Below are 12,042 nucleotides of genomic sequence, written 5' to 3' on the forward strand. Positions count from 1 at the left end.
CTGCTGCACGGCGCGGCCCTGGCCCGGCGCGCGGGCGGCGAGACTGTCGGGGCGGTCGAGCATCGGGGTCCGGGGGCGTTTGACGAAACGCCATTCTGCGGCTTGGGCCTCTATGTCGCGTTAACATGAAACCTTTCGCGCGAACCGGATTGCGCGACGCATCAGCCTCCGCTATCGACGCCCTCGCAGGAGACGTGGCCGAGTGGCTGAAGGCAACGGTTTGCTAAATCGTCGTACCGGGTAACCGGTACCGAGGGTTCGAATCCCTCCGTCTCCGCCAGTTTCTCTCTCTTTCAAAAGATCGACAGATCGCGTCACCGCGCAAGACGCTTGCGTAGTCGCGGCATTCGCGACGCGGCTGGGCGCTGCGACGTGGAATTCCGCACGCCCCGCCCTCGGCGCAGCTTCGCCCATATCCCGCCGTTCTTGATGGATATGCGGCGAAGTGACGCGGGATTGGCCGCGACGGGGTTGGGCTGAGATGACGTCGGACGCTTCTAAACCGCAGGGCGACGGGCCGGCGGTGTTTCTGGACGCCACCGGGCGTCGGGCGCGGCGGATGCGGATGGCCGCGATGGCGGCGGCGATCGTCGCGGGGGTCGTGTTGGCGGGATTCGTAGCCAGCCTGATGATCCTGCCCAGTCTGACGGGTCTGTCGGTCGTGTCGCCTGCTGCGTCGGCGGCAGCCCATCGCACCCGTGGGGCCGAGCGCGCCCTGTTGAACTACATCGCCCACCGACAGCGGCCGGCGAGCCGCGCGGCCTCGACCAATGGGGCGCCCATCGCCGGCGCCTGGTTCGCGCCGTGGGAGGACGGGGCGCTGGATTCCTTCACGCGCCATGCGGGCGATCTGACCCATGTCTATCCGACCTGGATCGAGCTGCGTGACGACGGCGGCGATATCCTGACCAAGGACTGGGATCCGACGCGCAACCCCACCACCAAGCCCCTGATCGCGGCGGCTCGCGCGCATGGGGTCAAGATCGTGCCGGTGGTCGGCAACGCCACCGAAGGGCGTTTCGACGCCGGCCGTATCGACCGCATGCTGTCGCCGGCCAACGCCCAACACGTCATGGATCAGCTGGTCGGCTTCGTTCAGGCGAACGGGTTCGCCGGTCTGCAGATCGACTTCGAACAGGTGACGCCGCAGCAGATCGAACGCCTGACGCCGTGGCTGGCGCAGTTGCGCCAGCGGCTGCACGCCCAGGGGGGCGAGCTGTCCATCGCGCTGGAAGTGGGCTTGAGCGACCACGACATCCGCGCCCTGTCCGGCGTCGTCGATTACGCCGCCATCATGGCCTATGACGAACACGGCGAAGACAGTCTGCCGGGGCCGATCTCTTCGGCCCTGTTCGTGGACAAGGCCTTGACGCGGTTCACGCAACTGGTGCCGGCGGACAAGCTGATCCTGGGGATCGGGGCCTATTCCTACGACTGGCGCGATGGTGACCGTTCGGCCGAATCCCTGACCACGACGGCGGCGCTGGCGACGGCGCGCGGCTATCGGCCCGAGGACAATCCGGCCGATGTGGTCGATTTCGACCCCCAGGCGCTGCAGCCCACCTTCCGCTACACCGACGATCAGGGCCGCGCCCACGAAGTCTGGATGCAGGACGCCGCATCGGTCGCGAACGCCATGACGATGGGGCGGGGCAGGGGGCTGCGCGGCGCGGCCCTGTGGGCGCTGGGCGAGGAAGATCCCGCCAGCTGGAAGGTGTTCGGACGTCACGCCGCGCCGGCGATCACCGTGATCCCGGCGCTGGAGCATGTGGCCCTGACCCAGCAGATCGCCTTCACCGGCCAGGGCGAACTGCTGAACGTGATCGACACCCCCCATGCGGGCGAACGGCGCATCGCGGTCGATCCGGTCAGCGGCCTGATCAGCGATGAGGTCTGGACCCGCTGGCCCTCGGCCTGGACCGTGCGGCGCACCGGGGCGCCGGACCGCACCCTGGCCCTGACGTTCGACGACGGCCCCGATCCCGAATGGACGCCCGAGATCCTGGACGTGCTGAAGGCCAAGGGCGTGAAGGCGACCTTCTTCATGATCGGCGGCAATGCGGCGGCCAACCCCGACCTGGTTCGGCGCGTGCGCGACGAGGGCCATGAGATCGGCAACCACTCCTTCACCCACCCCAACATGGCCCATGTGGACGAGGAGCGGGTGCGACTGGAGTTGACGGCGACGGACCGGGCGCTGGAAAGCATTCTGGGGCGTCAGGTGACCCTGTTCCGACCGCCCTACAACGCCGATTCAGAGCCGGAGTCCTATGGTGAGATACTGCCGATCGCGGTGGCGTCCAAGCTGGGCTACACGACGGCCGGGGAATCCATCGACCCGAACGACTGGAACCTGAGCCGCCCCAACCCGGACGGCGGAACCCACCTCCTGCGCCCCGACGAGATCGTGGCGGACGTGCTGGCCCAGGCCGATGCAGGTCACGCCATCCTGCTGCACGACGCCGGGGGCGACCGATCCGCCACGGTCAAGGCCCTGCCGGTTCTGATCGACGCCTTGCGGGCGCGCGGGTATCGCCTGACGACCATCGGCGGCCTGGTCGGGCGCACGCCGGATCAGACCATGCCGGCCCTGCCGAAGGGCGAGCGGTCGCTGATCGCGGCGGATTCGGCGGCGTTCGGCTTCTCGCACGCGGTCGGGGTTGTGCTGTTCGTCGGCTTCAACCTGGCCATCGGCCTGGGCCTGGCCCGGATCGTGCTGATGCTGGCGCTGGCGTCGCGGCGCAGGCGCCGGGCCGAGGCGTTGGATCCAGCGGCGCCCAAACCGCGCGTGGACGTGCTGGTCGCCGCCTATAACGAGGCGCCGGTGATCCATCGGACCCTGGACAGCCTGTTGGCAAGCCGAGACGTCGATGTGTCGGTCATCGTGGTCGACGACGGGTCCAGCGACGGCACCTATGAGGTGGTGCAGGCGGCCTTCGGCGACGATCCGCGCGTGCGGCTGAGGCGCAAGGCGAACGGCGGCAAGGCGTCGGCCCTGAACCTGGCGCTGACTGAGGCGACGGCCCCGGTGGTGGTGGGCGTGGACGCCGACACCCAGCTGTCCGGCGACGCCTTGGCCAAGCTGGCCGCCTGGTTCGCCGATCCCAAGGTCGGGGCCGTTGCGGGCAATGTGAAGGTCGGCAACCGCAGCAACCTGGTCACGCGCTGGCAGTCCATCGAATACATCACCAGCCAGAACATCGACCGCCGGGCGCTGGCCCTGCTGAATGCCGTGACAGTGGTGCCGGGCGCCATCGGGGCCTGGCGCACCGAGGCGTTGCGGACGCTGGGCGGCTATCGCTCCGACACCCTGGCCGAGGACATGGATCTGACGTGGCGGGTGCGCGAGGCGGGCTGGGTCATCGCCAACGAGCCGACAGCGCTGGCCTTCACCGAGGCGCCGTCGTCGCTGGGCGGCCTGCTGAAACAGCGATTCCGCTGGAGCTTCGGCACGTTGCAATGCCTGTGGAAACACCGGCGCTCGACGTTCCGGCACGGCTGGTTCGGCGGGCTGGCCCTGCCCAGCCTGTGGCTGTTCCAGATCGTGGGCCAGGTGCTGGCGCCGCTGATCGACCTGCAACTGGCGGCGGCGATCCTGATGCAGGGCCTGGCCTGGCTGGCGGCGGCGCAGCACGCCGATGTGGACGCGGCGCCCAATCCGACCCTGTGGTTCACCCTGGGGGTCTATGTCGCCTTCACCCTGCTGGAGCTGGCGGCGGGCTGGGTCGCCTTCGGCTTCGACCGGGAAAAGCGCGGCGACCTGTGGCTGCTGCCCACCCAGCGGTTCGTCTATCGCCAGATCATGTATGTGGTCGTCTGGCGGGCGCTGGAGCGGGCCCTGTCGGGCTTGGGCCAGACCTGGGGCAAGCTGAAGCGTACCGGGGACGTCCAGGCGCCGGCCGGCTGAGGCGGCTAGCGGAAGGCGGCGGGCTTCAGGCCGTGACGGGCCAGTTTGTCGTAAAGCGTCTTTCGCGGAACGCGCATCTCGGCCAGGACGGCGGCGATGTCGCCTTGGTGGGCCTGAAGGGCGTCGCGCAGCAGTTCCGCCTCGAACCGATTCAGGCGGTCGGGCAGGCTGAGGCCGTCGTCGACCGGGCGCGCGACGTCGTCCAGCGACAGGGCGACCCGCTCGGCGAAATGGGCCAGTTCGCGGATGTTGCCGGGCCAGTCGGCCTCGACCAGACGACGACGCACGCTGTCCGAGACGGCGGGCGGCTCGATCCCATGACGGTCGGCGGCGCGGCGCAGGAAGTGGGCGAACAGCAGGGGAATATCCTCGCGCCGTTCGCGCAGCGGCGGCACGCGCAGTCGCACCACGTTCAGCCGGTAATAGAGGTCTTCGCGGAAGGTCCCGGCGCGCGCGGCGGCCTCCAGGTCGATCTTTGACGAGGCCAGCACGCGCAGATCCAGGGCGCGCGGCTCGTTGGCGCCGATAGGATGGACCTCGCGCTCCTCCAGCACGCGCAACATCTTGACCTGGACGGCCAGCGGCATGCTCTCGACCTCGTCCAGAAACAGCGAGCCGTTGTGGGCGCGTTCCACATGGCCGACACGGCGACGCAGGGCGCCGGCGAAGGCGCCCAGCTCATGGCCGAACAGCTCGCTTTCGATCAGGCCGTCGGGCAAGGCGCCGCAGTTGACGGCGACGAAGGGCGCCAGCCGACGCCGGCCGCCGTTGTGCAGGGCGCGGGCGACCGCCTCCTTGCCCGTGCCGGTTTCGCCTTCGATCAGCACGTCCATGCGGGCGTCGGCGATCTGGGCGATGGTGGCGCGAAGGGCTGTGATGGCGCGCGAGGCCCCGGCCAGCGGCAACTCCTGACCGCTGTCGGAGGCCATGGCCAGGAGGCGGCGGTTCTCCAGCACCAAACCGCGCTTCTCCAGCGCCCGGTTCAGGCTGTCCTGCAGCCGTTCGAACGGGAAGGGCTTGGCCACGAAGTCGTAGGCGCCGGCCTGCATGGCCGCGACCGCATCGGCGACGTCGCCATGGCCCGTGATCATGATGACCGGCAGGGCCGCGTCCAGCGCTTGAAGCCGATCCAGAACCTGACGCCCGTCCAGGCCGGGCATCCGCAGGTCGGTGACGACCACGCCCGGAAAGTCCGCATCGACGGCCTTCAACGCCGCCTCGGCGCCGGCGAAGGCATGGACGTCCAGACCTTCCAGCGTCAGCCGCTCGACCAGGGCCTGGCGGAAATCGGCGTCGTCCTCGATCAGGGCGACGGCGGTCAGGCGGGCGAATTGCATCAGGCGATCCTCAGGGTGGCGACGAAGGCGGCGCCTTCGCCGGTGTCGGCCAGATCCAGTTCGCCGCCGAACCCGGCGACCAGATCGCGGCAGATGACCAGACCCAGACCCAGGCCGTTGGCGCGGGTGGTGACGAAGGGGGTGAACAACTGGGCGCGAACCTCGGCGGGCACGCCCGGCCCGTTGTCGGCCACGATCAGGCGAACGCGATCCGCCGAACGCTCCACCCGCAGCGTCAAACGGGCGCCGGGCCGCCCCTCTAGCGCCTCGGCGGCGTTCTTGACCAGATTGACGATGACCTGCTCCAGGCGGAAGCGGTCGGCGCGCACGGCCACGTCGGCGTCGCCTTCGCGAACCAGAATGACGCCGCCCTCGTCCAGACGGCCGCGCGTCAGCAACAGGGCGCCGTGGATGGCGTCCTCCAACCGCACCACGCCGATCTTGGGGTCGGTCTTGCGCGAGAAGGTGCGAAGGTTCTCGGTGATCGAGCCGATCCGTTGGGTCAGGTCGCCGATGCGCGACAGGGCGGTGCGCGCCGTCGCGGCGTCCTGGCGATCCAGCAGTACGGCGGCGGTTTCGGCCTGGGTCTGGATGGCGGCGACAGGTTGATTGATCTCATGGGCCACGCTGGCCACGATCTGGCCCAGGGCGGCCAGTTTGCTGGCCTGCACCAGTTCGTCGCGCAGCAGTTCGCGGGCCGCCTCGGCGCGCCGACGTTCTTCGATCTGGCCGCTGAGGGCGACGTTCGCGTCACTGAGTTCGCGGGTGCGTTCGTCGATGCGCCGCTCCAACTCGTGCCGGGCGTCCTCCTCGGCGCGGGCGCGGGCCAGGGCCTGGTGACGTCGGCGCAGCAGGAACGCGATCAGCCCCGCCAGCAGGGTTACGACCAGGGCCGCCAGAGCGCGGGCGCTGGCTACGGCGGCCTCGACCGCGCCGCGACTGGGCGACAACAGGTGCAGGGTCCAGCCCGGCGTGTCGGTCCCCACGGCCGCGTGCATCCAGCGCTGCTCTCCGCCGATGGGCGCTGTCCGCATCAGACGCGGCTGGTCGTCCGGCGGCGTATCGAAGGGCAGGGGACGCAGCGCCTCGGCGCGAAGCGTCTGGCCGGTCAGGGTCAGGCGACGGCGCGTCTCATCCAGAGGGTCGAGCGTTCTGAACCGCCAGTCCGGGACGCTGGTGATCAGGACGACGCCGGCTGGATCGACGACATAGGCCGGTTCGCCCGACGCACGCCATTCGGCCTCCAGCGCGTCGAACTCCACCTTCACAACAACGACGCCCAGCGGCCGGCCATCGGCGGCGCCCACGCGCCGCGCCAGATACAGGCCGGGCCGGCCGGACACCGTGCCCAGGGCGAAGAATTCGGCCTGGCCGCTCCTCATCGCATTGATGAAATAGGGCCGGAAGCCGTAGTCGGCCCCGACGAAACTGGTCGGCAGGCGCCAGTTGCTGGCCGCGCGTGTGCGACCGCCCGCGTCGATGACATAGATCGCCGCCGCGCGGGTCTGACGCGCCAGACCCTCCAGCTTCGCATTGACCGGATCGGCGGCGTTCGCGCGCGATCTCAGCAGGCTCGCGATGTCGGGATCGCCGGACAGGGCCAGGGGCAGCGAGCGGTGCTTCTCCAGTTCGCTGCGCAGCACGGCGGCATGAAGGGCCGCCGCCGACTGGGCCTGACGCGCCAACTCCGCCTCGGCGTCGCGACGCGCCACCTCGCCCGTCGCAAACGCCGCGAGAACGGCGGCGGCGAGCCACGCGACGAGCGCCAGCCAAAGAGACTTTCTGGGGCGGTTAGGCGATTCCGAACCAGGATGGGATGACGACGTCATGTCTGAGACTGTGCGGAAAATCGCACTCCAATACTAGTCGCCCGCGCGAAATATCGCACTAGGCCCGATCAGATTATTGAGGGCCGCCGATTTTAGATTATTAAAAACAACAGGATGGTCCCTCGCGACCGGGCGGCTTTGCATCGATGGCGGCATGGGGAATGGTCTGGTGGACCGGAGCGCGGCGAAGATCGCGCCCATCGAGGAGACTGCGGCCCCGCCGCATATCAGGAGCCACTCGTGATCCCAGTTCCGTCAGAGACCGCGCCGGTCGTGCGCCGGCCGTTCTATCGGCATCTGTATTTCCAGGTGCTGATCGCCATCGCGCTGGGTGCGCTGATCGGCCACTTCTGGCCCGAGTTCGGCGAGAGGCTGAAGCCTCTGGGCGAAGGCTTCATCAAGCTGGTGAAGATGGTCATCGCCCCGGTGATCTTCCTGACCATCGTGACCGGCATCGCCGGGATGCGCGACCTGGGCAGCGTCGGGCGGGTGGCGGCCAAGGCCTTCGCCTATTTCCTGGTCTTTTCGACCCTGGCCCTGATCGTGGGACTGATCATCGCCAATATCGTGCGTCCCGGCCACGGGCTGAACATCGATCCGGCGACCCTGAACGCGGGCGCGGTCGAACAGTATGCCGCCGCCGCCCATGATAGCACCATCGTCGGCTTCCTGATGGGCGTCATTCCCGACACCCTGGTCAGCGCCTTTTCGACCGGCAACATCCTGCAGGTGCTGTTCGTCTCCATCCTGTTCGGCATCTCCCTGGCGCTGATCGGAGAGCGTGCCCAGCCGGTGCTCGACCTGTTCGATACGCTGAGCGTGGCGGTGTTCAAACTGGTGGCCATCGTCATGAAGGCGGCGCCCATCGGGGCGTTCGGCGCCTTCGCCTTCACCATCGGCGCCTATGGCATCGCCTCCATCGCCAATCTGGCGGCGCTGATCGTGACCTTCTACGTCACGGCCATCATCTTCGTCGTCGGCGTGCTGGGGCTGGTGGGTATCGCCAACGGCTTCTCGATCCTGAAGCTGATCCGGTATCTGAAGGAAGAGCTGCTGCTGGTGCTGGGCACCTCCAGCTCCGAGGCCGCCCTGCCCAGCCTGATCTCGAAGATGGAGCGCGCGGGCGCCGCCAAGTCTGTCGTCGGCCTGGTGGTCCCCACCGGCTATTCGTTCAACCTGGACGGCACCAACATCTATATGACGATGGCGGCCCTGTTCATCGCCCAGGCGCTGAACATCGACCTGACGATCTGGCAGCAGATCACGCTTCTGCTGGTCGCCATGCTCAGCTCGAAGGGCGCGGCGGGCATCACAGGCGCCGGCTTCATCACCCTGGCGGCGACCCTTTCGGTCGTGCCGGACGTGCCGGTCGCCGGCATGGCGCTGATCCTGGGCATCGACCGCTTCATGAGCGAGTGCCGGGCCCTGACCAACTTCATCGGCAACGCTGTGGCGACCATCGTGGTGGCGCGCTGGGAGAAGGCGCTGGATCGCGACGCGCTGGCCGCGGCGCTGAATGGACAACCCCAACCCATCGCCGTCGGACCCGATCCGGCGGCCGGGCCGGGAGACGATCTGGTCCTCGCCAAGGACTAATGGCGCGAGGACGACAACCAACAGGAGACGGGACCGTCGATCAACGACGGCCCAGGAGGAGGAAACAGGAATGACCAGACACTCGAAATTTGCCCTGCTGGCGACCACGGCTTCGGCTGTGACGCTGATGGCCGCTGGCGGCGCCTGGGCTCAGGCCGAACCGGTCGCCGCCGAAGCGCCTGCTCAGGTCGATGACATCGTCGTCGTGGGCACCAATATCCGCGGCGCCCGCACCACGGCGGCCCTGCCGGTGGTGGTCGCGGATCGCGAGCAGATCGAGGCCACCGGCGCCTCGACAGGCGACGAACTGCTGCGCACCATTCCGCAGATGGGCGATGTTCAGTTCGACAGCTCCAGCGGCGCCCAGACCTCCAATTCGGCCCGTGGCGACGTGAACTCGGTCAATCTGCGCTCGCTGGGCGTGGGCAACACCCTGGTCCTGCTGAACGGCCGCCGCGTGGTGCAGCACCCGACCAGCCAGGGCACGTCCGACACCGGCACGGTGCCGGTCCTCAGCTACAACTCCAACGCCATCCCGGTTGCGGGTCTGGAGCGTCTGGAGGTCCTGCTGGACGGCGCCGCCGCCATCTATGGCGCGGACGCCGTGGCGGGCGTGGTCAACACCGTGCTGCGCGACAACATCGACGGCCTGTCCATCAGCGCCCGCTACGGCGGCGCCGAGGGCACGCAGATGCGCGACTTCGAAACCAACCTGTTCGCGGGCAGGAATTTCGATCGCGGCAACCTGTCGATCTTCGCCAACTACGCCTCGCGCTCGGCGCTGTGGGCGTCGGATCAGGACTTCACACGCTCTGACGACATTCGCGACCTGTTCGCCGGCTATCCTGATTTCGCGGGCGTGCAGACGCTGGATGGTCGGTCCTCGAACACGCCGTGGGCGCGTCTGTCGGTTGGGGCGCGCGCCGTGATCCGTTCGAACGGTGTGGCGGTGACAAACGCGCAGGGCGCCTTCCGCTATCAGCCGACCAGTTTCGGCTGCGGCGTCAATGTCGGCAACGACATCTGCATCGCCAGCGGCAACCATGCGTTCAACACCACCAACCGCGACATGCGCTACGACACCCGCGTCGGCACAACGGTGCGGCCGTCCGTCGAACGGATGAATGTCTTCCTGACGGGGCGTTACGACATCACGCCGGACGTCGAAGCCTTTGGCGAGATCGGCTACTACAGCGCCAACAGCCGCGCGGTGCAGCCGCCGGTGGTCAACCTGAACCAGATCTGGATTCCGGCCAGCAACTACTACAACCCGTTCGGTCCTGTGCGCTTTGCGGATGGTGCGCTGAACCCCAATCGTCTGCCCGGCCTGACGGGCGTGCCGACGGGCGGCCTGCCTGTCCTGATGACCAATTATCGTTTCGTCGATACGGGCTTCCAGATCGTCAAGGTCGACAACTATCAGGCGCGCCTGCTGGGCGGCCTGCGCGGCGAGTGGCGCGGCTTCGACTGGGAGACGGCGCTGCTGTATTCGGAAGCCAAGGCGACCGACAGTTCGCCCAACATCAATATGACGGCGCTGCAGAAGCAGTTGGCCCTGTCCACGCCGGACGCCTACAACCCGTTCGGCGGCGGCTGCGTGACCACCACCAGCTATGGCGATTGCTCGCCCAGCTCCCAGGCGGCGATCGACGCCATCGTCTTTGACATGCGCCGCGTGTCCAAGACGACCCTGAGCCTGGCCGATTTCAAGCTGTCGCGCGGCGATCTGTTCAACCTGCCCGCCGGGCAGGTGGGCATGGCCTTCGGGCTTGAAGCGCGGCGAGAGACCCAGAGCGACGACCGCGACGCGAACCTGGACGGAACCTACACCTTCACCGACATGGTGACGGGCGAGAAGAACGCATCCAACGTCTCGGCCGTCAGTCCCAACCCGGACACCAAGGGCAGCCGCAACGTCTTCTCGACCTATATCGAGTTCGCGGTCCCGGTCATTTCGCCCGAGATGAATATCCCGCTGGTCCAGCGCGTCGATCTGCAACTGGCCGGTCGCTATGAACACTATTCGGACTTCGGTTCGGTCGCCAAACCCAAGATCGCCGCCGCCTGGGATGTGGTCGATGGCGTACGTGTGCGTGGGTCCTATTCGCAGGGCTTCCGCGCGCCGAACCTGGAACAAACCAACGCCACCGAGTACGGCCGTCTGGCCAGCGGCGTGGACTATGTGCGCTGCGAAGCCGACCTGCGCGCTGGGCGCATCAACAACTTCGCGGATTGTTCGCGGCCGTTGTCCAGCGTTTCGCTTCTGGTCGCCGGCAACCCGGATCTGGAGCCGGAAGAGAGCACCAACTCCTCCTACGGCCTCGTGCTTCAGCCGCACTTCATCCCGCGCCGCTTCGGCGAGTTCACCTTCACCATCGACCGCTGGCGGATCGAGCAGGAGAAGATCGTCGGCCTGCTGGGCGCCCAGACAGCCGTCGCGCTGGACTATCTGTACCGTGTGCAGGGCCAGACCAATCCTCTGGTGAACCGCCGTGCGCCGTCGCTGGAGGATATCCAGCTGTTCGATGGCACGGGCCTGGCGCCCGCAGGCGATGTGGTCTCGATCAACGACCGTTTCATAAACCTGCAGCCGCAAACGGTCAGCGGTCTGGACCTGGCGATGAACTGGTCGCTGCGCCGCACCCGCTATGGCACCTTCATCGTCAATGTGAACGCCTCCAAGCTGGAGAAATTCACGCGCGACCCCGGCGATATCGTCAACGAACTGTTCGCCGCGCGCGGCGCCGGCACGATCAACGCCGGTACGACCCTGCCGGACCCCAGCCAGCTGATCGGTCAGAACGGGCGGCCGGAATGGCGGGTCAACGCCAGCCTGACCTGGCGCAAGGGCCCGTGGCGTGCGGGCGCATCCAGTCAGTATGTCAGCGGGTTTGAACAGGCCAGCCTGCTGGGACGCTCCGGCTCGCCGTGGGAGGTCGATGGCCGTCAGACGATCAACGGCTATATCGACTACGCCTTCCCCGATGAGATGCGTGTCCGTCTGGGCGCGCGCGACCTGACCAACGAAGGTCCGCCGCTGGCCGATACTGTTGAAAAAGTCGGGAGACCGCTGAAACGGCGCAAACTGCGTGCCGTTCACGAAATTCGGCTTTAACAAAATCAATCGGTTAGATTCTCGCGGCGGCACCACATCGAGCCCAGAAGGTCGATCACAGCAGGGTCGCGGACTTTTTCAACAGTATCCGCCGACAACGGCTATCGCGGCACGGTTCACAGCCCGTGGGGCCGCTACTGGTATGTCAACGTCTCCAAGACGTTCTGAGGAAGGGTCGGCGCGATGAAGGTTCTTGCCGCTCGGACCCTGGCGGCCCTGGTCGCCGCCTTCGTCGCGCCGGCCGCGTCGGCGCTGGCG

The 12,042-nt window shown here is 67.7% G+C and carries 5 protein-coding genes and 1 tRNA gene; 4 read left to right on the forward strand and 2 right to left on the reverse strand.

Going from position 1 to position 12,042, the window contains the following annotated elements; translation table 11 throughout:
• The first annotated feature begins 188 nt into the window (after positions 1–188).
• Positions 189–280 (forward strand) — tRNA-Ser (locus RTU05_RS14015).
• Between the two features lie 201 nt (positions 281–481).
• The gene (locus RTU05_RS14020) at positions 482–3,907 is read left to right on the forward strand and encodes a polysaccharide deacetylase family protein (protein ID WP_312598975.1); all 3,426 of its coding nucleotides are present in this window, start codon (positions 482–484) and stop codon (positions 3,905–3,907) included.
• Positions 3,908–3,912: 5 nt separating this feature from the next.
• On the opposite strand, the gene RTU05_RS14025 is transcribed toward RTU05_RS14020, so the two are convergent.
• Together RTU05_RS14025 and RTU05_RS14030 are read right to left on the reverse strand one after the other, a co-directional pair.
• Positions 3,913–5,244, reverse strand: a complete 1,332-nt coding sequence (locus RTU05_RS14025; protein ID WP_312598976.1) for a sigma-54 dependent transcriptional regulator — start codon at positions 5,242–5,244, stop codon at positions 3,913–3,915.
• Positions 5,244–7,073, reverse strand: coding sequence for an ATP-binding protein (locus RTU05_RS14030; RefSeq protein WP_312598977.1), 1,830 nt, complete (start codon positions 7,071–7,073; stop codon positions 5,244–5,246). The genes RTU05_RS14025 and RTU05_RS14030 overlap by 1 nt, the downstream gene beginning before the upstream one ends.
• A 243-nt stretch (positions 7,074–7,316) precedes the next feature.
• Between RTU05_RS14030 and RTU05_RS14035 the strand changes: the two genes are divergently transcribed.
• Positions 7,317–8,669 (forward strand): dicarboxylate/amino acid:cation symporter, encoded by a 1,353-nt coding sequence (locus tag RTU05_RS14035; protein ID WP_312598979.1) that lies wholly within the window; start codon positions 7,317–7,319, stop codon positions 8,667–8,669.
• Positions 8,670–8,739: 70 nt separating this feature from the next.
• Entirely contained in the window at positions 8,740–11,784 is a 3,045-nt protein-coding gene (locus RTU05_RS14040) for a TonB-dependent receptor domain-containing protein (protein WP_312598978.1), read from the forward strand.
• The last annotated feature ends 258 nt before the right edge of the window (positions 11,785–12,042 follow it).

The organism is Brevundimonas sp. (assembly GCF_032017145.1).
Lineage (GTDB): Bacteria > Pseudomonadota > Alphaproteobacteria > Caulobacterales > Caulobacteraceae > Brevundimonas.